The 25612-nt window shown below is 43.9% G+C and carries 16 protein-coding genes and 2 pseudogenes; 9 read left to right on the plus strand and 9 right to left on the minus strand.

Translation table 11 applies throughout. The annotated features are described in order from the left end of the window. Positions 1-63 precede the first annotated feature (63 nt). Positions 64-861 carry a hypothetical protein gene (locus NSQ99_RS06340; RefSeq protein WP_340835789.1) on the minus strand — a complete coding sequence of 266 codons (798 nt, stop codon included), beginning with the start codon at positions 859-861 and terminating at the stop codon, positions 64-66. Between the two features lie 479 nt (positions 862-1340). On the opposite strand from NSQ99_RS06340, the gene NSQ99_RS06345 reads away from it, so the two are divergent. Then, positions 1341-4853, plus strand: coding sequence for a glycosyl hydrolase family 18 protein (locus NSQ99_RS06345; RefSeq protein ID WP_340835790.1), 3513 nt, complete (start codon positions 1341-1343; stop codon positions 4851-4853). Between the two features lie 182 nt (positions 4854-5035). Further along, entirely contained in the window at positions 5036-5407 is a 372-nt protein-coding gene (locus tag NSQ99_RS06350) for a sensory rhodopsin transducer (RefSeq protein WP_340835791.1), read from the plus strand. Positions 5408-5502: 95 nt separating this feature from the next. Here NSQ99_RS06350 and NSQ99_RS23235 read toward each other — a convergent pair. Together NSQ99_RS23235 and NSQ99_RS06365 are read right to left on the minus strand one after the other, a co-directional pair. Next, a pseudogene (locus NSQ99_RS23235) lies at positions 5503-7409 on the minus strand (exosporium glycoprotein BclB-related protein). A 389-nt stretch (positions 7410-7798) separates the two neighbouring features. Then, complete coding sequence (locus tag NSQ99_RS06365; RefSeq protein WP_340838741.1) at positions 7799-8554, minus strand: YheC/YheD family protein; 756 nt, start codon at positions 8552-8554, stop codon at positions 7799-7801. A gap of 202 nt (positions 8555-8756) precedes the next feature. Between NSQ99_RS06365 and NSQ99_RS06370 the strand changes: the two genes are divergently transcribed. After that, positions 8757-9917 carry a serine hydrolase domain-containing protein gene (locus tag NSQ99_RS06370; RefSeq protein ID WP_340835793.1) on the plus strand — a complete coding sequence of 387 codons (1161 nt, stop codon included), beginning with the start codon at positions 8757-8759 and terminating at the stop codon, positions 9915-9917. 107 nt (positions 9918-10024) lie between these two features. On the opposite strand, the gene NSQ99_RS06375 is transcribed toward NSQ99_RS06370, so the two are convergent. Together NSQ99_RS06375 and mgrA are read right to left on the minus strand one after the other, a co-directional pair. Continuing rightward, entirely contained in the window at positions 10025-10861 is an 837-nt protein-coding gene (locus tag NSQ99_RS06375) for an AraC family transcriptional regulator (RefSeq protein WP_251668032.1), read from the minus strand. 11 nt (positions 10862-10872) lie between these two features. Then, positions 10873-11883: an L-glyceraldehyde 3-phosphate reductase gene (mgrA, locus tag NSQ99_RS06380; protein ID WP_251668034.1), complete on the minus strand. Its 1011-nt coding sequence runs from the start codon at positions 11881-11883 to the stop codon at positions 10873-10875. Between the two features lie 269 nt (positions 11884-12152). Between mgrA and NSQ99_RS06385 the strand changes: the two genes are divergently transcribed. The 3 genes from NSQ99_RS06385 (at position 12153) to NSQ99_RS06395 (ending at position 15609) form a co-directional block, all read left to right on the plus strand. After that, entirely contained in the window at positions 12153-13352 is a 1200-nt protein-coding gene (locus NSQ99_RS06385) for an acyltransferase (RefSeq protein ID WP_340835794.1), read from the plus strand. A gap of 30 nt (positions 13353-13382) precedes the next feature. After that, positions 13383-14237 carry a polysaccharide deacetylase family protein gene (locus NSQ99_RS06390; RefSeq protein ID WP_340835795.1) on the plus strand — a complete coding sequence of 285 codons (855 nt, stop codon included), beginning with the start codon at positions 13383-13385 and terminating at the stop codon, positions 14235-14237. Between the two features lie 133 nt (positions 14238-14370). Further along, positions 14371-15609, plus strand: a complete 1239-nt coding sequence (locus NSQ99_RS06395) for an MFS transporter (RefSeq protein ID WP_340835796.1) — start codon at positions 14371-14373, stop codon at positions 15607-15609. Positions 15610-15698: 89 nt separating this feature from the next. Here NSQ99_RS06395 and NSQ99_RS06400 read toward each other — a convergent pair whose 3' ends face one another. Then, entirely contained in the window at positions 15699-16181 is a 483-nt protein-coding gene (locus tag NSQ99_RS06400; protein ID WP_340835797.1) for a GNAT family N-acetyltransferase, read from the minus strand. A gap of 92 nt (positions 16182-16273) precedes the next feature. On the opposite strand from NSQ99_RS06400, the gene NSQ99_RS06405 reads away from it, so the two are divergent. Next, on the plus strand, positions 16274-18091 hold the full coding sequence (locus NSQ99_RS06405; RefSeq protein ID WP_340835799.1) for a patatin-like phospholipase family protein: 1818 nt from the start codon (positions 16274-16276) through the stop codon (positions 18089-18091). 110 nt (positions 18092-18201) lie between these two features. Here the strand turns inward: NSQ99_RS06405 and NSQ99_RS06410 are convergent. The 3 genes and pseudogenes from NSQ99_RS06410 to NSQ99_RS06420 form a co-directional block, all read right to left on the minus strand. Beyond that, positions 18202-19407, minus strand: a pseudogene (locus tag NSQ99_RS06410) (BclA C-terminal domain-containing protein); the annotation flags it as partial. 272 nt (positions 19408-19679) lie between these two features. Next, positions 19680-21590 carry a collagen-like protein gene (locus tag NSQ99_RS23240; RefSeq protein ID WP_445670485.1) on the minus strand — a complete coding sequence of 637 codons (1911 nt, stop codon included), beginning with the start codon at positions 21588-21590 and terminating at the stop codon, positions 19680-19682. Between the two features lie 407 nt (positions 21591-21997). Then, positions 21998-23737 (minus strand): collagen-like triple helix repeat-containing protein, encoded by a 1740-nt coding sequence (locus NSQ99_RS06420; protein WP_445670486.1) that lies wholly within the window; start codon positions 23735-23737, stop codon positions 21998-22000. A gap of 264 nt (positions 23738-24001) precedes the next feature. Here NSQ99_RS06420 and NSQ99_RS06425 point away from each other — a divergent pair, with 264 nt between their 5' ends. Beyond that, a complete protein-coding gene (locus NSQ99_RS06425; RefSeq protein ID WP_340835802.1) occupies positions 24002-24856 on the plus strand; it encodes a VOC family protein in 855 nt (284 codons plus the stop codon). Positions 24857-24991: 135 nt separating this feature from the next. Next, the gene (locus NSQ99_RS06430; protein WP_340835804.1) at positions 24992-25489 is read left to right on the plus strand and encodes a pyridoxamine 5'-phosphate oxidase family protein; all 498 of its coding nucleotides are present in this window, start codon (positions 24992-24994) and stop codon (positions 25487-25489) included. The last annotated feature ends 123 nt before the right edge of the window (positions 25490-25612 follow it).

Raw genomic sequence — 25612 nt, forward strand, 5'->3', positions numbered from 1 at the left:
AAGCCGATCATCCAGATATTTTGGATTGATCGGCTTTCATTATAGAAAAAAACTATAATCGGGCTAATTTCTGTGCTCAGGTATATATAGCAGATTAACTCGACCCATTCCGCTCGCATTATAATAACGACGAGGATCGTCATAAGGTAGCGATTCATCCCGGATATCCCCCCAGTTGAGATGGGATATTAAGAGAGGTATTTCATTGCCGCGTTCAATTGTAATAGCTGTATCGACCGTCTTGACATAGCCGTGTTTGCTATAGAAAAAGCTCTCTGCTATAAGGCTGTCATTAAAACGAATACTGTATAGGTCGGTATCTTCTTCCCCATATTGGGAATGCTCGCGATAAGAATCCGCTGGAAAGTCTCGTATTGCGCTGAACAGTTCGCTCAAAGTAAAAGCACCAACCGGAATAGGTCGATCAATTAATGACTTTACGTTTATCGTCTCCTGGCGGTCAATCAATACTAAATGATCTCTTTGCTGAGACAGCAGAAATTCATAGGATAGCATTTGTGTATTATCGTTAGTTTGTACTAGAAATCTGAATATAGACGTCATGATATGGAACTCTACATCATCCTGCATTTGAGGGCGGCTGTATAATATAACGTTAAACCTATCCCCACTTGTTACAAATGGAATAGCATCTGGATAACCAATAGCTTGCATGATGTCAGTCGTTAATGCCTCAGGATTCAGATCTCCAGCAAGATTGTATGAAAAGGGGATTTGTAGTGGTTTAGGCTTTGCTTGTGAATGTATCTGTACACGCCAAATATACAAACCGACTGCTAAGATTAAGACGATAAGTGAAATGATCACAGTAGTGGCCATTATTATTTTTTTGTTCATCATTCTGCCCCTCCTTACACTAAATTCTTCCTTATTTTAACATCCTGACTACAATTTGTTTATAGTAAGTTCTGTGGACGGTTGATCATATATATTTCACCCGTTAGTCGTTAAATGTTACCCTCTTCCCCTCTGTAGCCTCATGCTATGATGGTTTCGAGATAGGGTAGTAAGACTAAATGAATGTATAAGAAGGTGATGAACAGAACGTACTAAGGATACAGCTATGCACCACGAAATCTAACCCAAACTAATACCCCAATAAATGAAAGCGTGTACAATACTATTTATTACAGTCTCAGCTTGTTGCAATGATATTAATCTCGTCAACTTGAGCTGTCCTCTGCTTTGATTCTTCCCATCTTAGATACAGCACAGCCCATCTTCATTAGAGCTCGTACATCAACGACTAAATGATTAGAGGTGATCGTGTGTATTCTATTTCACAAAAAAGAGTGTTTATGTTGATTTTATGCTTTGCATTGCTGTTTGGTACATGGATTAACACAGCTGTAATAAATGCTAATGAAGCGGAAGCTGAAGGTCAGCCACCGCAAAATCTTCGAGTAGTAGAGGGAACGATTACTCACAATAGTGCCGAAATTGAATGGGACTTGATCGGAGATGATGAACACCCTAATGACATTCAAGTTTTTCATGCTGATGACGACAAATATATTACTTGGGGTCATCGATGGAATAAAGTAATTGGCGGACTCCAGCCAGATACGACTTACCGAATATATATAACATGGGATAGTCAGAAGGAGAAAAGCAATGCTATTGAATTTACGACACTTCCAGATACATCGGAGTATAAGGAAGCACCATTGCCTGCTCCACTCAATTTTCAGGTGACTAGTGTAACAGCATCAACCGTCTCATTTAAGTGGATAGGAAGCCCCGATGCGAATGGTTATGATATTTACGTGAATGAAGCATGGATATCTGGAGTTTGGGATGGCTCTAATCAATATACGTATACATTGACGGAAGAGCAGGCGGTTGCAGGTACAGAATTAACTTTTCAAGTTGCCGCCCAGCTCGCAGCGGAAGGACAACCGACGATCGTTTCTGCTGGCAGCAATAAGATTTCAATAAAATGGGGAGAGCTTGCGGCTCCTCAGGATGTTCAGGCTACAACTGTAAATCGGACGACTGCAGTTTTGGGCTGGGCTCCAGTAGCAGGTGCAACCAGCTATAATATCTACCAGGATGATGTGCTAATCGGATCATCCACTGAAAATCGCTTTACAGCAACAGGTCTAAACGAAGGCACCTCATACTCGTATACGGTTGAAGCGATTAATCCATTATGGACGTCTGAGGTAAGTGATGCTGTTGTAGTAGTGCCTGGTGCGAGCTACACGAACGTTACGTATTATGCCTCTTGGTCAGTTTATGATCGTCAGTTCTATCCTAGCGACGTAGATGTTTCTAAGATTACACATATTAATTACGCATTTGCAGATTTGTGCTGGAAAAAGTATGGAACAGGAACGACGGCATGTCAGTCAGAAGACATTCCTTTGCAAAATCGTTATGTGCATGACGGAGAAATCGTGTTAGGCGATCAAGTAAAGGATATTGAAAATTTCAACGCATTTACTAATCTGAAATCAGTCAATCCAGAGTATAAGCTACTCGTATCGGTTGGCGGTTGGTCTTGGTCTAAGCACTTTTCCAATATGGCAGCTAATGAGGTAACGCGTAGAACATTTGCACAGTCGGCTGTTGATTTTATTAGAGAATACAAGCTGGATGGCTTGGATATCGATTGGGAATATCCTGTAGAGGGTGGGGAAACACATAACTATCATTCACCAGAGGATAACTTGAATTTTACACTGCTTATGCAAACAGTAAGAGCAGCTTTGGATGCAGCGGGCTCCGAGGATCATAAATATTACTTATTGACAATTGCTTCCGGCCAAGGTGATAACTTCGTTGTAAACGCGGACTTGGCAAACTCAAGCAAATACTTGGATTATATCAATATTATGACCTACGATTATGGTGGAAGCTGGGAATCTCTAGCTAATCATAATGCTCCGCTTTATTATGATGCTAATCTGTTAAAGCCAAACTCAGCACGAAACCATGTGCTCGGTGGAGTGGAGGGGCATCTTGCTGGAGGAGTTCCTGAGCATAAGCTAGTACTGGGCTTACCGTTCTACGGGAAAGCATGGAGTGGCTGTGAAGCGCCGGGGCAATATGTGGAATGCACAAGCTTCCCTGATGGCTCTTGGGAAAAGGGGATTTATGATTATAGTGATATTATTACTTTTATAGGCGCAGACGGTTATGAACGCTATTGGAATGATGCCGCGAAGGTGGCGTATCTGTATAGTCCAGAGCAGCGTACGTTTATGACGTACAATGATCAAACATCAATGATGTATAGTGCATCACTCGTTAAATCCAAAAATTTAGCTGGTGTAATGAGCTGGGAGGTTAGTGGTGACCGTACAGGCGAATTACTTAGCCAATTGAATAAGGATTTACCGATTAATGGTGTCGTGAATGACGATGCTCTTGCAGCACCAGAAGGGCTTGCATTAACGATGGCTAGCTATAACGCGCTTACGATTAGCTGGGACAATGTTGAAGGAGCAACCGGTTACGAGGCTTATATAGATGGACGTTATGCTGGCTACACGGAAAAAACGAATTTCACATTTGAGCAGCTTTCAGCAGCAAGTGATTACGATCTGCATGTGCTTGCTGTACAAAAGGCAGATGAACATATAACAGCCGTTTCTGCAAGCAGCAATGTGCTCAATGCTCGGACAGTGGCAATGAGCAGTGGTGGTTCTGTAGTGATTCCACCGTCCAGTCAGCGCGAGCTTTCCAACACTATCGTTAAGAATGAAGATCAGTGGATTGTCTCTGTAGATAAGGGGGGAGCAGTTGCAGTAATAAAAGGAAGCTCCAGCACATCCTTTACATTAACGATTGATCCAGCAGCTCCTTCTGTTGAAGTGCACTTACCTAAGGAGGTAGCGGCTGCTTTGACCGCAGCAGGAGCGGAAGCAGAGCTTATCATTACTTGGAGCGATGTTACGTATCACATCCCTGCTCATGTATTGGATCAGGGCGCAGATACTCGAATTCTATTGAAGGAGCAAGGTAAGCAGTCTGTAGGATCAGTTCTTCAACCTGGCATAAGTGCACAATCAGGTGCGATAGCCTTAACGGTTGAAGCTATGAGCGAGGATGGAAAGTATGAAACGATTAATCAGCTAAAAGGAACAACAATTGATGTGGTCCTGCCTGCAGGAAGTGTGGAAGAGACGCAGGTGAGAGGAATTGTATATTTACCAGAGTCTAGTACATTCCGCTCAGTAGTAACCACGGCTGTTAAACAAGCAGACGGCAGCATACAAGTAAAGCTAGAGGCTCCAGCAGGCGGAACGTATATGGTTGTGAAAAGCTTCTTTAGCTTTAAGGATACAGAGCTGATATGGGCTAATGATGCCATTAATCGTGCCTCGAATCGATTGATCGTATTTGGTGAAAGCGAGGAGCATTTTGGAGCATCGACACAGATTTCACGCGCACAATTTGTTTCCATCATCGTCCGTGGGCTAGAATTGCTGCCACAAGCTGACGTTAAGCTCACTTTCGAGGATGTGGAGCATCAATCTCAATATGCAGAGGATATCGCGATTGCCTTCGCTCTAGGTCTAGTCAACGGTAAGCAGCCAGGGAAGTTTGATCCAGAGGGAGCAATTAGCCGCCAAGAAATGGCCGTCGTGCTGCATCGAGCAATGGTATTAACTCAAGATGTTAGTAGTCAAGTAGAAGTAGATGTTCTTAATCATTTAAATGATCAAGAGCTGTTCTCAGCCTATGCTAAAGATGCTATTGGGCACGTGTTCTCACAAAACATTATGAGGGGTGTATCCGCTTCTCGTTTTGATCCGTATGGAACCGTAACGAAGGCACAAGCTGTAGTAGCTATTATGCGTTTACTTGATCATATTGAATCTTAATACTCTATAATATCAATAAGCTTCTCTTATCGTTGTCAGGTTGCATAATAGAACCTGCAATGGTAAGGGAAGTTTTTGTATTCAATAAGAGATGGAATTGAGTATAATCTAAGTAAAGCAGCGAGTCAGACTAGCAACGTGTTGAGAGAAAACTTAAACGAACGATGCGGAGGAGAAGTTTGATGAACAAAGCGCTTGGAGAAACACAATGGGTTATTCCTGATGGTTATATTCCATCAGAAAGCTCAGGGGAATTAGTTAGTCATGAATCGATTTGCGTGCTCAATACTTCAGTAGAGGATGCAGAGCTTAGCATAACCATTTATTTTGAGGATCGTAATCCGATTAGCGATATTCGCTATGTCGTTCCAGCTAGACGTACAAAGCATATTAGAACGTCCTCGTTAGAGAAAAACAGTGAATTTATTCCGGTTGGGGTTCCTTATGCTATTCTTGTAGAGAGCAGCATTCCAATAGTAGTTCAATATAGTAGATTAGATTCAACTCAAGCAGAAAATGCTCTGATGTCGACAATGGCATTTCCATGTAAATAAGCGAGATAAAAGTTCTTTAAGACAAATGTAAAACAACCTGAAGGAGCAGCACCAAATGGCGTGCACTTTCAGGTTGTTTTTTATATACTTTACACTTAACTAATGGCTAGACCTGCGCTCGCATAACCGTTAATAGATCTGGCAACAGCAGTACCTGTTTGTGTGGCGAAAAAAACAAGAAGTAATCTCGTACCTTGCGTTACACCAATATTGATGCCTGTGACGCTGCCAGTGCTTATAGATCCAACAGGAACAGCAGCGTTTAGCGTCGGTAGAAGATTTATTGTAGCACCAGGGACTGCTGAAAAAGTGTTGTTAGGGGTTGTAGATTGATATAATCGGGCATGAACGGTTATATTTTCACCAGTCAGATTAAGCGCTGTTGCTACACTAAAGTAGGCTGTCAAATTTGTAATAGTGCCACTTCTAGGCATAGAAAATGCATAGTTAATAGCTATACCAGGTCCACCTGTTAAATCGATGGTAGCTCCTAAGTTGGTAGGTAATTGAGCAGAGCTTCCAAATCCAACTACAGCAGGAAGGCCAGTTGAACCAGTTGCTAGCGTTGTAATTGTGATAGGACTACCTGATGCATATGGGATAACGCTTGGGGTAGTCGAATTGCCCGTTGGCCCGATTGGCCCTGTTGAACCAGTAGCGCCAGTAGCACCAGAAGGTCCCGTAGCACCAGAAGGTCCTGTTGGCCCTGGCGCCCCTGTTGCTCCAGTAGGACCAACTCCTGTAGGGCCTGTCGGTCCAGTTGCTCCAGTAGGACCAATCCCTGTAGGGCCTGTTGGTCCAGTTGCTCCAGTGGTACCAATCCCTGTAGGGCCTGTCGGTCCAGTTGTTCCAGTAGGTCCGGTTGTTCCGGTAGGTCCAGTTGTTCCAGTCGGTCCGGTTGCTCCGGTAGGTCCAGTATCGCCCGTTGGCCCGGTATTTCCAGTTGGCCCAGTGTCGCCAGTGGCACCCGTGTCACCAGTTGGTCCCGTGTCACCGGTCGGTCCAGTATCGCCAGTCGGCCCAGTGTCGCCTGTTGCGCCATTATCACCAGTCGCACCAGTCGCACCAGTAGCACCCGTGTCACCAGTTGGTCCCGTGTCACCGGTAGGTCCCGTGTCGCCAGTAGCACCCGTGTCTCCGGTAGGTCCCGTGTCGCCAGTAGCTCCAATATCACCTGTTGGTCCGGTCGCACCCGTTGGTCCGGTATCGCCAGTAGCACCCGTATCGCCAGTCAGTCCGGTTGCTCCGATCGGTCCGGTATCGCCAGTGGCTCCAGTATCACCAGTAGGTCCAGTATCACCCGTCGCCCAGTCGCGCCCGTTGGTCCAGTGTCCCCCGTTGGTCCAGTATCGCCGGTCGGTCCAGTGTCGCCTGTTGCACCAGTATCCCCAGTCGGTCCAGTGTCGCCAGTCGGTCCAGTATCGCCGGTCGGTCCAGTATCGCCGGTCGGTCCAGTATCGCCGGTTGGCCCAGTGTCACCCGTCGGTCCAGTGTCACCGGTCGGTCCAGTGTCGCCAGTTGCGCCAGTATCACCAGTCGCACCAGTAGCACCCGTGTCACCAGTTGGTCCAGTATCACCGGTAGCACCCGTGTCACCGGTTGATCCGGCATCTCCCGTTGGCCCTGTGTTCCCAGTCGGTCCTGTATCTCCAGTAGGTCCCGTGTTGCCAGTAGCCCCAGTCGCGCCCGTAGCTCCAATTAAAGATTCGTCAACATCCAAAGTGACGATAGCAGATCCTTCTGAAACAGTGATATTAAGCGTTGATGAATCAAAAATTAACTGATCTGCTGCGTCCACAGATACAGAATTATTACTTGGATCTACAACACTGAATAAAGAAGTACCTGGTATGACTCCTCCTGGAGGTCCCGTTGGTCCGGTGTTACCCGTTGGCCCGGTATCACCCGTAGGTCCAGTATCTCCGGTAACTCCAGTCGCACCAGTAGCTCCAGTATCACCCGTTGGTCCAGAAGGTACGTCCCTAAGTTCAATATCTACGATTACAGAGCCTTGCCTGAGATTTATATCAAGAGTGTTTGAGTTGAAAACAACTGATTCACCGAACGTAACACTCATCTCATCTTCGTTATTATCCTTAATATAATAGAGAGGGGTGTCGCTTGATATACCCGTCGGCCCAGTAGCTCCCATTGGTCCGGTCGGACCCGTAGGCCCTGTCGGACCTCGACGACCGCGATTTGGTCGAATACCGTGCAAATAGGCTTTTACTTCGGATCGATTTTTACCATTGTAGTTAATGTTACTTATTCCTATCACCCCCTAGCATTAGTATATGGAGGTGATAGAAATGTCGATTGTACAAAACAACCTATTATTTGTGGTAATGCTCGAGTTTTCAGTATGTGTACAGAACATACTTAACTATTAAACTATTTCGTTCGCCCATAATGTTTCGCATACTTTATTATTTTGTTATACACCGATTTATTCTTAAGTTCTTTCAATGGGTAAATCTGAGGACGAGTATTAACTTCAAGAATCCATATACGTTTATTTTGATCGAGAGCAACATCTAAGCCGAGTTCTTTAAACCCCTTATTATATCGAGAAAAAGTACGTGCTACACGTACGCCCAAATGCCTAAGCTTTTTCTTGTACTCCTTGGTCTTTTCATTATTGTAGCCTGCATTTTTAAGGGTAGAGTTAATTAATCGGGATTCTCCCCCTTGATGGTAGTTTGTAACGACCTTGCCTGGTTGACCAACCTTGCAAACAAGCGCAGTTGTTTTCCACTTACCTTTTTTCGTTTTTTGAACCATTACACGAATATCAAATGGTCTGCCATTTGTTTTAGCTAAGGCAATACCCTTTTGTAAAATAAATGAACGATTTCCTGCAAAATCTTTCAACCAATAATATAAATCATTTTGTGAGTGGAAGACTTTGTTGTCAGTATTATGCTGTGCGATAAATTGATGATTTGTTTTTTTGATTCTTACAATATTAATACCGCCAGAGCCATTGGTTGGCTTGAAATATATAGTGTTAAATCGATGAAGCATCTTTCTAAAGTTGTCTTTGGAAAATAACAATGTTTTAGGGACATGTGACTTGAGTTGAACATTGCTATTCAACCACTTTGTTTTTAGCCACTTGTTTTTATAAGATGTACTTTTATAACGAATCTAAAACACCTCCCAGAGAAGTATGATGCATAGTATGCTATGTATTAGCACATCGATAACGGTAGTAGCCTAGGTGGAGTAAGGTGTTATTGTTTGTTATCCATGTATTAATTAGATCTTCCTTAAGCTTCTGTATTATAATGTGGCTAGTAGTGGTTGTATTTTGGAAGTCTATCGATCTATTAATGTAGGAGGTAATGTGATGAGTTCATTTAAACATTTGGAAGAGCTGCTTTCGGGTTTTGTACAGAAGGACATCGCAGGATGTGGATGTGTCGTTACACATCATGGCAATATTGTATTTGAAGGGTACTATGGATATGCTGATCGTGAACGTAATCTATTAATGGATGAGAACAGTATCCATAGATTGTTCTCGACAACTAAGGTCATTATATGTACAGCGGCAATGCTATTGTTTGAACGTGGGAAATTTCTCCTTAACGACCCCTTATCTCAGTATTTGCCAGAGTTTAGTGAGATGGAAGTCGTTCACACCTCTACGAGCGGCTATGCGTGGACTAAGCCTGCTCAATCTCCTATTCTAGTAAAGGACCTTTTTGCTATGACATCAGGTATTCCTTACAGCGATGGACAATCACTGACAGCAACGCGGCTGCGTGAATTACAGGAGGAGCTAGGCGCAGAAGGTACATATACATTAGAGCAGCTTGTCAAAAAGATTGCTCAAGCTCCTTTACTGTTTGAACCTGGAAGCAACTGGGCATACGGCTTTAGCCACGATATATTGGCACGGTTGATCGAGGTTGTGAGTGGAATGAGTATCGATGAGTTTTTGCGCAAAGAGTTATTTGAACCACTTGGTATGAAAGATACAGGCTATCAATTCTCAGGAGACCAGAAATCTCGCATGGTGACACTGTATGCTCCTGATGAGCAAGGTGGCATTAAACCGATCCCAGGTCGTAACGATGTTGCGTTTGAGCCAGAATCAAAGTTTTATGGTGGAGGTTCAGGTCTGTTTTCTACACCAAAGGATTATACGCAATTTGCAAAAATGCTCGCTAATGGAGGCAAGCACGAAGGGAAACGGATTATCGGTCGTAAGACGATTGATCTCCTTCGAGCTAATCAATTAACGGAGCATCAGCTGGCTCAATTTCATAACCCTTACTCAGAGGGGTATGGCTATGGACTAGGAGTCCGTACCTTAATGAATATAGGTGCATCTAACGGCAACAGCTCACTTGGTGAATTTGGCTGGACAGGAATGACTGGAACGTATGTAGTTATAGATCCTGAAGAGCAGCTTTCAATCGTATATATGCATCAACGCTTGCCTAATATGGAGCGAGAGCATCATCTTCGCGTACGTAATACCGTTTATGGCTGCATAGAGTAGTTACAAAATTAGAAAGAATGTACTGGAACAAAAAGGGACGTTTCTTCGTTAGATAAGGTGCAGACACCTTAAATGAAGAATAACGTCCCTTTATTTTTTTGAAATGGTCAATCATTGCTATGTTGATCACGATATTGAGTTGGAGCAAGCTGCATTGTTTTTTTGAACATCTTAGAAAACAGAAGTGGATCCTCGTAGCCTACCGAACGTGCGATGTCACCAACGGTCAGCGTTGTAGTGCTTAATAGCTCACACGCTTTACGCATGCGATAAGAGATTAGATAATCCTGCAAGCTAATCCCCATTACATCCTTGAACAATGCGCTCAAATAACTGCGCTGTAACCCGACGAATTGAGCAATAGATTGAACGGAAATTTTGTTGGCATAGTTCACTTCGATAAAATGAACAACCTGGGATATATAGTGCTCTTTGTTATTTTCTCTTGCTTTCTGCTTCATTTCTGAGCCACGACAATCGATCATTGCGGATAGCCACAGATATAGCAGACCAGTCAGTCTTAGCTCGCGACCGGCATTCATCGTTTTAGAGTTCATCATTTGCTCGATGCTTTGTTCGAAGAACTCACTTTTTTCCCATGTATAGATTGGTGATTCGTCTGAAAGCTGGGCTTGACGGAGCAAGCCAGCAGCTTTAATGCCATTGAAGCCAATCCAGCAGTACGTCCACGGATCATGAGGGTCGGCTTCGTAGTAGCAGATTGTATCGGGTGTGACGAGAAAGCCTTGCCCTTTTTTTAGCTCATAGCGCTCGTTATTAATTTCGAAGATACCTTTGCCGTCTAAAATATAGTGAAACTTATAGTACTCCCGCATAGCAGGACCGAAGGAATGTCCTGGGTCACATTTTTCTCGACCGTATTGAATGAGATACAGATCAAGCTGATGAATATGCTGCGGAAGAAATTCAATGAATTTTTCCACTTTAGTAGTCCTTACGCTTTCTTTCCTAAGTATTTCTCGACAATGGAATCTATTGCTGTTAGTTCCTCGCTAGTAAAGTTTAAGTTTTCGAGAGCAGCTACATTTTCTTCGATTTGGCTAACGCGACTTGCGCCAATTAGAGCAGAAGTAACCTTTCCTTCGCGAAGCACCCATGCTAGAGCCATTTGTGCTAGGCTTTGTCCACGCTCGGCAGCCAGCTCGTTAAGCTCTTTCGCTACATGGACATGATTTTCTGTAATACTGTTTTCATTAAGAAACACAGAGTGACCTGCTGCGCGAGAATCTTGAGGGATGCCGTTAAAGTATTTATTAGTTAATATACCTTGCGCAAGCGGTAGGAAAGCAATGGTACCAATGCCTTCTTCTTTAAGGACGTCCTGTAGTCCATGCTCAATCCAGCGATCAATGATTGAGTAGCTTGGCTGATGAATAAGGCAAGGTGTACCAAGCTCTTTCAGTACTTTAGAGGCAGCAGCCGTTTGCTCAGCACTATAATTCGATAGACCGACGTACAGCGCTTTTCCTTGGCGCACAACATGGTCTAATGCAGCCATTGTTTCTTCGATTGGAGTATGTGGATCTGGGCGGTGATGATAGAAAATATCGACGTAATCTAGGCCAAGACGCTTTAAGCTTTGATCTAAGCTTGATACAAGATATTTACGGGAACCGAAGTCACCGTACGGGCCAGACCACATGCCATACCCAGCCTTCGTACTAATAATAAGTTCATCGCGGTATGGAGCCATATCTAGCTTCATTATTTTCCCGAAATTCTCTTCAGCAGAACCAGGAGGCGGTCCATAATTGTTTGCAATATCAAAATGCGTAATACCAAGATCGAAAGAACGTCTAACCATTGCACGACCATTTTCGAATACGTCTTGTCCTCCAAAGTTATGCCATAAGCCTAGTGAGATGGCAGGGAGCAGTAGTCCGCTGTTGCCACAACGATTATATTTCATACTTTGATAGCGTTCAGTAGATGCAATATATGTCATTTTTACCTCTCCTAACATAGTTTGATAGTTTTCATTATGCGCATTGTCCGTTGATTTGCATATAGATAATCGTCACTTCCACATGTCATAATGTTTGATTTGCGAATATGAACTCTTTTAATTATAAGGTAATTTTAAGTAATTCAATATTGCAAGAAGCTAAATAGGATAGTAGCAAAATATTGAAGTAAATTGACAAACCTATGATTATATTTGATAATTGGAGAGTATTTTCGACACGATAAAAATGATAGAAAGAAGGAGTTAGCATGGCTCAAGGAGCTACGATCGCTAAGAGAGAGAATATTCCAGAACTGTCAATCGTTCGGGCGATCGCGATTATTGGCGTGCTGTCTGTTCACTCAACTTCTGTAGCAGTAAGTACAGGAATGATAGATTCCAATTGGTTCTTTCTCTATAATTTTGCCAACATCTTTTTGAAGTTTGGTACGACAACATTTATTTTCCTCAGCAGTTTTGTGTTGTTTTATAACTATTATGCTCGTCCGTTTACGGCGAAGTTGGTTACGAATTTCTATAAACGCAGAATGCTATACATCATTGTTCCCTATATCGTATTTTCGCTATTTTACTATTTTTTAAGATTGTATCAGAGTGGTGCGATTCCGCCGGTTGGAGATATGATTAGCGACATTGCCTCAAGATTGCTGCATGGCAATGCTTATACGCATTTATATTTTGTATTCATTAGTGTTCAGTTTTACTTGATGTTTCCTATATTTTTGTGGCTATTTAAAAAGTTTCCGAGACTAACACCTTGGCTTATCGTATTCGGTATTGTCGCGCAATGGAGCTTTTTCCTTATCAATAAATATGTTCTTGAAACTCCAGTAAAAGCGCGCGGTAGCTGGTCATTAAGCTATTTCTCCTATTATTTCCTAGGAGCATACCTCGGTATACATTGGGATAAATGCAAAAACTGGCTCATCGTATGCAAGGACAACTTTACCAAGAGTAGACTTGTCGGTTGGTTAGCCTTAGCACTCGTCTGGTTAACTGCTGGTCTTACACATGTTTATATTTGGCATCAGATGAGATTGAAGCTTAATAGCTACAATACATCATTTATTGATGCAGTTTGGAATTTGCATGCTTTAACTACAGCATTAGTATTGCTGATGCTCAGCTTTATTATTTATCGAATGGGTTCAGGAGTGTTAAATAAGCTGCTTATGCGCTTAGGTGAATTGAGCTTTGGTATTTATTTATTCCACCCTTTCGTGCTGTTAATATATCGCAAGTTTCCACCCGAAACAGGAAATGTCATGGCGCATCATGCATGGTATGTAGGTGGTTTTGTTTCAGCCCTTGTTATTTCATGGATTGTTGTTAGCATCATCGCTCGGTTTGTGCCACAGCACTGGATTTTATTCGGCAACATTCCTGGCAACAAGCGTAAAAAGACAGCGCCACAGCAGCCCGCTCGTGGCATTGATGCTAAATCATAGGTAGATTGTAAAGCTGAGAGGAGAATAGGTTTGAAGGCTCGCATATTTTTGTTAGGTCTTGTATTTTTACTTTGTTTCGCGCCAGTTAATGAGGTATCTGCTAAAACCAAAAATAAAAAGGTGTATTATCGCGACAAGGTCATTGTGTTGATGTATCACCATATCGATGCTGTAGAAAGCGGAGCAACGATCTCACCCGCTCGTTTCGGAACCCATATGAAGCTACTTCATGAACGTGGCTACAATGTGATATCGATGGATCAGTTTTATGATTTTAAGCTAAAGGGTGGAGATGTTCCAGATAATGCTGTAGTCATTACGTTTGATGACGGATATGACAGCTACCGCACATATGGCGTGAAACTTATGGATAAATACAATATGGTTGGCACTCATTTTATTATTGGTCAAAGCTCTGATCTTCATAATGTAAAAACTGCCCATTTAACTTGGGATGATATGCGTGACTTAAAGGAAAAAGGCCACAGCTTCTACAATCACACTTACAACATGCATAACTATGCTCCTCTTGATAAAAGTGGAAACAAGACAGGGCCTTTATTGACTAATCGAATCTACATTAAGGAAAAGGGCAGAGTCGAAACGCAAAAAGAATATGTGGAGCGAATTACTGAAGATTTAGCTACGATGGAGCAACGTCTAAAGGAAGAGCTCAATAATGAACACGGAATTATTGCTTTTCCATACGGTGCTTATAATGCGACAGCTAAACAAGTATTAAAAGACTTAGGTGTTAGCTTGTTCTTTACAATCAAGCCTGGCATTAATAAAGCAGGCTCAGATGAAGTATACAGACTTAATGCGGGTACACCGAAAATGACTGCAAATAAATTTGTAGAGCTACTAAATAAATACCATGATTAAATGGTTAGTAAGAAGCACTTGTCCGTGCGGCAAGTGCTTTTTCTTTTGTCTGCTAAAATAAATGTGATATCTCGCTTCATTTGTTGGTAAACTATAACTATTGAATTGTAGATGATAAGGATGGTGCTAAGTAATGAGTAGTTCGTGGAAACGAACGACCGCTTTCTTTCTAACCGGGCAAAGTATTTCAATGATCGGCTCGATGATTGTACAATATGCGATGATGTGGCATATTACATTAACCTTACAGTCAGGTATAGCGATGACCATATTTATTATTTGTGGTTTTTTGCCTAGTTTTTTTATTTCACCGTTTGCAGGGGTTTGGGCAGATCGATTTGATCGTAAAAAGCTTATTATCGCAGCAGATGCGATGATTGCGTTGGCGACATTAATACTGGCTGTTGTGTTTTTAATGGGTTACGAGGAAATATGGCTGCTGTTCTTGATGGCGGCTATTCGAGCAGTCGGTTCGGGTATACATATTCCTGCAGTAGGTGCTATTCTTCCGCAATTTGTACCTGAAGAGCATCTCATGCGTGTCAATGGGATTAATGGAACGATTCAAGCATTAATGATGTTTATTTCACCGATTATTAGTGCGGGGCTGATATCAGTTACGTCATTAAGCAATATTTTCTTTATTGATGTCGTCACAGCGATACTTGCCATCGTTACGTTACTCTTATTTGTTCCAATTGCAGCACACGAAAGAAGTAAGCAGCAAGAGAAGGTAAGTTATTTTGAAGATATGAAGCTGGGGATTGCTTACGTTCGTCAGCATCCCTTCCTTAAAACATTATTAGTGTTCTTTGTCCTGTTTTTTGTCTTATTGGCACCTGCGTCATTTTTAACACCGCTGCAAACAACCCGGTCATTTGGTGATGATGTATGGAGGTTAACGGCACTTGAAATTGTGTTCTCTGTAGGAATGATGCTTGGTGGGGCGGTCATATCTATGTGGGGAGGCTTCCGTAATCGTATTGTAACCATTTCTGCAGCCATTGCTTGGATGAGTATTTGTACGATTGCGCTTGGGATTGTACCTAATTTTATCGTGTATCTCGTATTTATGGGATTGTTTGGCGTAGCGATGCCATTTATGAATTCTCCGATGAACGTTATATTTCAGGAAAAGGTGGACCCGAATTATTTAGGTCGGGTATTCGGAATAGTAGGTATGATCTCGACATCCATGATGCCAATCGGAATGTTAATTTTTGGTCCACTGGCAGATGTTGTGTCGATTGAATCGTTACTCGTCATTACAGGTGGTATACTCGTTGTCCTGTGCTTATTATTTGGACGAAATCGAAAATTGCTGCAAGCTGGCGAGCCAGCTGTTTCATCTGCAGAAGCATCAAATGAGTAGTATAATAAGAACCTCTGCTTTTAGGGAGGTTCTATTCTTGTTTCTCATTCCTTTATTAAGTATTGAAAAATGTAGAAATGTAGGCTACATTAGGACAGTAAACGGTTATAAACCATACAGAATACTTCCTTGCTAACTCCTCTTTGCATATACTGATATTGATCTGTAATGCTAAAACCCGCTTTTTTATAGCAAGCGATAGCACGTCTATTCCAACACTCAACTTCTAAATCAATATCTGCTTCAGCATTTCTTCTAAGTGCTTCCTTTATTGCTAAAGCAACTGCTTCTTGTCCAAGACCCTGGTTGCAGTGTTGTGGAGATAAGAAGATGGCTAATCGTATAACCTGCTCAAGTGGGAATAGCTGAATATAGCCTATTAGCTCTTGTTCGCGATAAATGCAGCAATATTGTTCTGTTCGAATCGTATGATCAGAAAATTCTAGTTCCTTCTTGCACATCTCCTCCCAAGAGGGCCAATTATAAATATGATATGGGGATGAATAGACCCAAGTACATACAGTTCTAGCATCACATTCACTCATTACACTAAGCTGTAACATCGACTTCATTGTCGCACTCCTTATGTATCTACTCTTATAACCCATTCATTACTTTTCTAGAAAGGATCCGAACCATGTTGACAACATTAAAACAACTGCCCATGTTTTCACAACTTCAACAGGAACAGCTACATGAGCTGTTATCGTTTGTCAATTGCTGCACCTATGAAGAGGGGGAGCTTATTCTCCGTCAAGGTCAGAATGGTAATCAATTGTTTATTATAGAGCAAGGCGAGGTTCGAATACAATTGGAGAATCCTAGTGTTGTTCCAATTACTACCTTATCAGAAGGTGCCTTCTTCGGAGAAATGTCCTGCTTGACTGGTGATCCAGTTAGCGCTTCTGTCTATGCAAGCTGCCCCCTTAAGCTGTTAGCACTCAATCGTGAAGGTTTGCTATATCTAATGGATCAAAGTCAAGCCTTTCGTAAGCATATGATTGAGTCTATGGTACGTAGAATTCAACAGTCGAATGATAGGGTTGCAGAGGAGTATTCAAAAAGCCTGTACTTTATGAAGCGCAATGAGCTCGATGACCGTGAAAAGTTCGGTGAGCTTATCGGCGTAAGTGAAGCAATACAATCAGTAAAGTCAGCAATTCATCATGCCAGTAAGCATAACGGATTAATCGTAGTTTATGGGGAAGCAGGCGTCGGAAAGACACATGCAGCTAAGCAAATTCATTATAAGTCACATCGCCATTCCGAACCTGTATTATCACTTCGCGCTGAAGAATTAAATTGGAATGAATGGCCTTCTATTGTATCCGCGGTAGGTAAAGGTACACTCATTATTGATCAAGCAGAAAATCTACCTAAGGATGAATGGAACAAGCTTCTCAGCGTTGTACAGAACATGAATGTTATTGTCACTTCTTTAAAAAGGTTGGAGGGTGCTGCTGTTACTATTCACGTACCGCCACTAAGAGAGCGCACGCAGGACATCGCATTGTTGGCAAAGCATTTTGTTCAGAAGGAAAATGGCAATCATGACTTAATATCTGAAGAAGCAATCCGCACGTTAACACTATTTCCTTACCTGATGAATAATGTATCGGAGCTAATCTCTGTTATTGAAGCAGCATTCTTATTGAGCGAAGGTAGAACGATTCAATCTACGCATTTAAGATTTTCAAGAGCGAAGCCGCCCGGTGTTAGACCACGAGTTGGTCTTGCGCTCGGAAGCGGTTCCTTACGAGGGATTAGTCATGTTGGTGTGTTGAAGGTGCTGGAGCAAGAAGGTATTCCAATTGATTATATTGCTGGGACGAGTGTAGGCTCGGTAATAGGTGGAGTATATGCAGCTGGAATGAATTTACTTGATCTTGAGAAGGTAATTAAGAGATTAAGATGGAATAATATCGTTGGCTTCACGTTTCCGAAGCGATCTATATTTCATAATGAGCCGTTAGCACAATTTATTGAAAGCTATCTTGGAGAATTAAAAATAGAGGAGCTACCGAAACCATTCGCAGCAATTGCATCTGATGCCAACACAGGTGAGCCGCATATTATGAGAGAAGGTTCCCTTTCAAAAGCAATCAGAGCAAGTACAGCTATTCCAGCGCTGATGAGACCCGTGCAATATCAAGGGAAAACCTTAGTTGATGGGGCAGTTGTACATCCAGTGCCGGCAGCTTTAGTTCGAAGCATGGGTGCTGATTTAGTTATCGCTGTAAATGTATGTACCGAGAACTTTACTAAAGGTATACCGAAGAACTTTGTAAAGTCCTTGCTCAATACAATCGACATGATGAGTACGAAAATTGTTACGGAAGAATTACAGCTCGCAGATATTGTCATTCGTCCTAATCTAGATCATATCGTTACAGGATTTAAGGATTTACAGCCTTATGTCGATGCGGGTACAGAAGCTGCACGACATCATATTCATGCGATTTATCCTCGAATACAACTATAAAAAACGAGTGCAGCACTTTCTTACTGCACTCGTTTTTTTCTTTGAATATTTGATTCATTCTACAGCTAATTAATCTTGACCTTAGAAAGATTATAGTTGTCTAAGATACACTATCCAAGTTTAAGAACAGTAATTGTGGCATTTGTATCGCTATGAAGGTTAACTGCAACGTTATCGTTATTTACAATTTGGAGTGTACTTGGAGTTGTCGTCACTTCAATAATAATTTCAGCAGAAACAGGTCCTCCTCCATCTCCGGTAAATGGAACCCCAGTTACTGGCGTGCCATTTAACTCTAGATCGAAACCTTGTGCATTCCCCTGATTGTGAACAGTGAATGTTACTTGATAGAATCCTGTTTCTAGTATCGTGATCGTGTCTGATGGTGCAGTAAATGGTGAGAATGCTGTTCCGACAGAGGCTCCATTCGTAAACGTTAGTGCATCACCCGCTGCAACTGAATCTGTACCAGTGCCAGGGTCTTCTCTCCAGGCGGCCAAGAAGCTGGACATTCCTGTAGCACCTGTAGCACCTGTAGGACCTGTCGGTCCAGTATCACCTGTTGGACCAGTATCACCTGTTGGTCCCGTGTCACCCGTCGGTCCCGTGTCACCTGTTGGTCCCGTGTCACCTGTTGGTCCAGTATCACCTGTCGGTCCAGTATCACCCGTAGGTCCAGTATCACCCGTCGGTCCAGTGTCACCCGTCGGTCCCGTGTCGCCCGTCGGTCCCGTGTCGCCCGTCGGTCCCGTGTCGCCCGTTGGTCCCGTGTCGCCCGTCGGTCCCGTGTCACCCGTCGGTCCCGTGTCACCCGTCGGCCCCGTGTCGCCAGTCGGTCCAGTGTCACCCGTCGGTCCAGTGTCGCCAGTAGCACCAGTAGCACCCGTGTCGCCCGTCGGCCCCGTGTCGCCCGTCGGCCCCGTGTCGCCCGTCGGTCCAGTGTCACCCGTCGCACCTGTGTCACCAGTCGGTCCAGTGTCACCCGTAGGCCCAGTATCGCCAGTCGGTCCAGTGTCGCCTGTTGGCCCAGTGTCGCCAGTCGGCCCAGTGTCGCCAGTCGGTCCCGTGTCACCCGTAGGCCCAGTGTCACCAGTCGCACCCGTTGCTCCTGTGGCTCCTGTAGCTCCTGTAGCTCCTGTAGTACCCGTAGAGCCTGTGTCACCCGTTACACCCGTTGCACCTGTGGCACCCGTTGCTCCAGCTGGACCAATTGAACCCGAAGGTCCTGTCGGTCCTGTCGGTCCTGTCGGTCCTGTCGGTCCTGTCGGTCCTGTCGGTCCTGTCGGTCCTGTCGGTCCTGTCGGTCCTGTTGGTCCTCGACGAATTGGTCGAATCCCACTAATGGTTACTTCGTTTTCAACCGTCATGTCTTTCTGATGTTTCTCCATAGATATATTTCACCTCCTTAGTCTTGTACTATAATATATGTAATTGATACATTAAGTGCTTGAGCTAATTTACTATATTGATAGATTTATCTTATTGGTACCAATTAAAGTATGAATATATTGAAAAATAGAAAAAGACATTCTGAAAAGAGAATGTCTTTTTCACATCTTTTGGTTAATAGAATATTGGATTAATAGATTTAAGTGATACGCTGTGCTGACCAGACAATTGGTGCAGCGGCTCCACCTAGATCAAGTCCTATGGTTAATCCGTCCGCTTCATAGAATAGGCCAATTGTATCTCCAGCTGTTAAATCAACTTCACCAGCTAATGTTACTGTACCACTTCCTAAAATAGCTCTTAATGACAAGACTCCAAGCGGTAGGTCAACGTTTAAGATAGGGAATAGACCTGAAATCAGATCAGTCGCAGGGAGCGGAGTAGTTCTACGAATTACAAACGAAGGTGTTATTCCAGCTCCTAGAGTTACAGAGATAGCAGCAGTAGTGGAGTAGTTTATAGTAGCCATAAATGCATATCTTCCTGTTTCAGGAACAGTAAATGTGCCGGTAGTAATGTCGAAATCTCCAGAGTTGAAGTATGGTGCTGCATCAGTCCATGGAGCAATCTGAGCTGTAGCAGTAACACCAGCTAAGATTGATGTTGCAGAGAAGCCTTCTTCAAAGGCTGGTCCAGTGTCACCTGTTGGTCCAGTATCACCCGTCGGTCCAGTGTCGCCAGTCGGTCCAGTGTCACCTGTTGGTCCAGTATCACCCGTAGGTCCAGTGTCACCCGTCGGTCCAGTATCACCCGTCGGTCCAGTGTCGCCAGTCGGTCCAGTGTCACCCGTCGGCCCAGTGTCACCCGTAGGTCCAGTATCACCCGTAGGTCCAGTGTCACCCGTCGGTCCAGTGTCACCCGTAGGTCCAGTGTCGCCAGTCGGTCCAGTGTCACCTGTTGGTCCAGTATCACCCGTAGGTCCAGTGTCACCTGTTGGTCCAGTGTCGCCCGTCGGTCCAGTATCACCCGTCGGTCCAGTATCACCAGTAGGTCCAGTATCACCCGTCGGCCCAGTGTCGCCCGTTGGTCCAGTGTCACCCGTTGGCCCAGTGTCACCAGTCGGCCCAGTGTCGCCCGTTGGTCCAGTGTCGCCCGTTGGTCCAGTGTCACCCGTCGGTCCGGTGTCGCCAGTTGCGCCAGTCGCACCCGTGTCACCCGTCGGTCCGGTATCACCAGTCGCACCAGTAGCACCTGTGTCACCCGTCGGTCCAGTGTCGCCCGTAGCGCCAGTAGCGCCCGTGTCACCTGTAGGTCCGGTATCACCAGTCGCCCCAGTCGCGCCCGTGTCACCTGTAGGTCCGGTATCACCAGTCGCGCCAGTAGCGCCCGTGTCACCTGTCGGTCCGGTATCACCAGTCGCACCAGTAGCACCTGTGTCACCCGTCGGTCCGGTGTCGCCAGTCGCACCAGTAGCACCTGTTGGTCCAGTATCACCCGTAGGTCCAGTGTCGCCAGTCGGCCCAGTGTCACCCGTAGGTCCGGTGTCGCCAGTAGCACCAGTCGCACCAGTAGCACCTGTGTCACCCGTAGGTCCAGTGTCGCCAGTTGCGCCAGTAGCACCCGTGTCGCCCGTCGGTCCGGTATCACCAGTCGCGCCGGTAGCTCCCGTGTCACCGGTAGGTCCGGTGTCGCCCGTAGCACCAGTAGCACCCGTGTCGCCCGTAGGTCCAGTATCGCCCGTAGCACCAGTAGCCCCCGTGTCACCGGTAGGTCCGGTGTCGCCCGTAGCACCAGTAGATCCTGTCGGACCCGTCGGGCCTGTAGCTCCATAATTCTCATCCATATCAATAGTTACGATTGCAGATCCTTCTGAAACACCGATATAAAGAGTAGATGAATCGAAGATAAGTTGATCTCCCGCGTCGACAGATACGGATTGATTAGCCGGATCGACAACAGTGAATAAAGAAGTGCCTGGTGTGACTCCCCCTGGTGGGCCTGTTGGTCCCGTTGGTCCTGTAGGTCCACGACGTCCAACAGGACGAATTCCACTAGTTGTTACTTCCTTCTCGTAAGAAGGATTGTTTTCGTTATTAAACTTATTCCCCAATATTAAACACCTCCCTGAACTTCTATATCATATGAAAGAACTTTTCAAAGGGTTTGTGTGAAAATACTATTTTAATAGAAATAAATGATTTAAGAGATTAACAAATTAAAATTATTAGAGTAACGTTATATTTATGAAGCCTTTTTAAGATAGATTTAATACCAACTAGCCTTTAATTGATACCCCTATTTCATTTTCACTTGATTGTAGCTATATTGAATTAAGTTCCTGCAACTTTATAGATAATAATAGGATTAAAAAGTTCAGGTCGTGTAAAATTAAATTAACTGGTACCCATACATATATAAATGTATAAGTACCAGTTAATATTGCTAACTAATATCGAGAGGTCACTTCAGTTAGAGTCATTACAATCGTACGCATTACTTTCTGTGACTGAGTACAGATTATCTTAGATCAGTAATGGATGCTGAACTATTATTGGCGCTTAAATCAACAATTGGATCATAAGGAGGACCTGTTGGTGTACCTAGTAAAAGTGCTATATCTGTTGCATTTTCAGGGACTCCCCATGAATTTCCTGAAAATACAAAAATAGCTCCATCAACAACCCAACCTCGGGTGTTATAAACAACGTTATTAGTTATGAACCCCCGTGAGTTCGGATTCAAATAAGCCGGTTGTCTAAGAGAGTAAAATATATTATTTCGTACGATTAAATTAACTATATTTCCTTGAGTTACAAAACCACGATTAACGATCCAAGTTCCGCTATCTCCCGCTTGAGGAGGTCCATAGATAGTGTTATTTATTAATTTGTGATTGGTTCCTTCAAGTTGAATAAACTCGACAGCATACGGAATATTACTAGTAATTGTTAATCCTTCTATTGTTATTCCATCCCCAGTTACCAGAAATGCAATGGTCGCTGCTTGAAGTGATATTACTGTATTAGGATATCCTTTTAGTGTTACCCCGGATTTATTGATCGTAATTTGGGTAGTAATAGGGTAAGTTCCTCCAAGGATATGAACAGTGCCTGTCGGTAATACAGCCGTGACACCTTGTTGAATTGTTCCAAATGGGCTTGCTTGAGTTCCGTTTCCTCCAACTGCACCGGCTTGAACATAGACATCATAGGGGTTGAAACCTAACGTTCCAGTCGGCCCAATAGGTCCTGTTGGACCAGTATCGCCAGTAGGTCCGGTAGGTCCAGTATCCCCAGTCGGTCCAGTATCACCTGTCGGTCCCGTTGGTCCAGGAGGTCCTCCAGAAGGGCCGGTCGGTCCTGTTGGTCCAGTGTCGCCGGTCGGTCCGGTTGGTCCAGTGTCACCAGTCGGTCCAGATGTTCCAGTATCTCCGGTCGGTCCAGTTGGTCCAGTGTCGCCGGTCGGTCCAGTATCTCCGGTCGGTCCAGTTGGTCCAGTGTCACCCGTCGGTCCAGTTGGTCCAGTATCGCCCGTCGGTCCGGTTGGTCCAGTGTCGCCCCTCGGTCCGGTTGGTCCAGTGTCACCCGTCGGTCCAGATGGTCCAGTATCTCCGGTCGGTCCAGTTGGTCCAGTGTCGCCAGTAGGTCCAGTTGGTCCAGTGTCGCCAGTAGGTCCAGTATCTCCGGTCGGTCCAGTTGGTCCGGTGTCACCCGTCGGTCCGGTGTCACCCGTCGGTCCGGTGTCACCCGTCGGTCCGGTGTCACCCGTCGGTCCGGTGTCACCCGTCGGTCCAGTGTCACCCGTCGGTCCGGTGTCACCCGTCGGTCCGGTGTCACCCGTCGGCCCAGTATCACCGGTAGGTCCAGTATCACCCATCGGTCCGGTGTCACCAGTTTGTCCCGTGTCGCCCGTCGGCCCCGTGTCGCCCGTTGGCCCCGTGCCACCCGTCGGTCCAGTATCACCAGTAGGTCCGATAATAGACTCATCGACATCAATGGTTACGATAGCAGATCCTTCCGATACTTCGATAGTAAGACTGGAAGAATCGAAGATTAGTTGTCCTCCTGCTTCGACAGATACGTTATTATTACTCGGATCTACAATAGAAAATAAAGAAGTACCTGGTATAACTCCTCCTGGTGGGCCTGTCGGTCCTGTTGGCCCGGTTGGACCACGACGTCCGACAGGACGAATTCCACTAGTTGTTACTTCCTTCTTGTGAGAAGGTAAGTACTCATTGTTGAACTTATTCTTCATTATTTCATCACCCCCTAAACTTATATAGCATATGGGAGAGCCATCCAAAGCGTATGTGTGAAAATACTATTTTAATAGAAATAAATCTTTAAAATATTATTCTAGATTATATAGATTTTTAACTTATCAATATTAGTTGTTCAGCTTCTAATTTTCAAAATACAACTTGTTACCTTAGGGAATAACTACGTTGACATAAATATAACAATCCGATATACTTACTTTATTAAATTAAGTAACTATAAATTTAAGAGGTGATATGAAATGAGTAACCAAATAGATCCAGCTCTTAGTCTCGGGAAGGTTGCGCTTAAAGTTTCGAATATAGAAAGATCAGTTGCTTTTTATGAACAGGTAATTGGCTTGAAGGCTATTCAAGTCACTGAGACTCAAGCAAGCTTGTCTGCTAACGGAAAGGATATCTTGCTTGAGCTTGTGGTAGTAAATGAACCATATACTGGAAGTCGTCGTGGACATACAGGTTTATATCATTTTGCATTATTACTACCTACACGTAAGGCATTAGGGAATATTTTGAAGCATTTTGTTCAATTAAGAATTGGTGTCGGTCAAGCTGACCATCTAGTAAGTGAGGCACTGTATCTATCCGACCCTGATCAAAATGGAATTGAAATCTACCGGGATCGTCCTCGCTCAGAGTGGCAATATGACAATAATAATATGGTGAGAATGGCGACAGATCCGATCGATTGGGAAGGGATTTTAGCTGAGGCAGATGATCGTCCATTTACTAGCATTGATGAAAATACCGTGATGGGGCATATCCATCTTCATATATCTGACCTCAACAAGGCGAAACGTTATTATTGCGATGAGCTGGGCTTTTCATTAGAGCTGGACTGGTCAGTTAATGGTGCTTTATTTACCGGCGCAGGACGCTACCATCATCATATCGGTCTTAATATATGGAATGGCAGGGATGCGACTCCACTGCCTGCGAATGCAACAGGACTGAAGGAATACACAATCCATCTAAGCTCTGCAGAGGAAAGAGAAGCTGTTGTTCAACGCTTAAAGCAGTTCGGACATGAGGTAGAGGCAAGAGGAGATCATTATTATACTGTCGATCCATTCGGCATCGGCATTATATTGAAATAAAGGTTGTAACGAAAAAACGTGCAGGCTTCATGAGAAATTCATGAACTGCACGTTTTTTCATTTACAGACTTATGAGTATCTATCGTCATTTTTGTAAAAGATAATCAAAAGAAAATCACTAAGTGAGGTATGAAGATGACAGATAAGAATGTAACTGATGATCAGGATGCAATCGAAAAAGTGAGGGATTTAATTAAAGGGATTGATATCGCCATGCTCACTTCTCTAACCAAGGATGGCATTGTATCACGTCCGATGAAAACCCAGGAGGTTGAATTTGACGGTGACTTATGGTTTTTGACGATGAAGGATACAGAGAAGTATGATGAGCTGAAGCAGCATCCGCAGGTTAATGTTACCTATGCTGGTCAATCGTATGTATCGATTCGAGGTACAGCCGAGTTAATTAATGATAGAGGAAAAATAAAAGAGTTCTGGAATGTCGCCTATGAGAAGCTGCTGGATACAACGAGTGATGATCCTAATCTCATACTAATTAAAGTTAAAGCAGAGACAGCTGAATATTGGGACATGGGAAATAAACTAAAGCTTATGAAACAAATTATTAATAAGCTTACAGGTAATAAAGCTGAGACATCAGATACAAACGAAATTGTAAAATTGCAAGGCTAAATAATATCAGACAGGCTCAGTTCAACAGGACTGAGTCTATTTTCGTTAGTGCTTCTTGTCCGAGTATATTCCTTATCCCATTCAAATCATGTAGAATATTAAGAATGAGATGATGTAGAAGGT

The organism is Paenibacillus sp. FSL W7-1287, assembly GCF_038004245.1.
Taxonomy (GTDB): domain Bacteria; phylum Bacillota; class Bacilli; order Paenibacillales; family Paenibacillaceae; genus Pristimantibacillus; species Pristimantibacillus camelliae.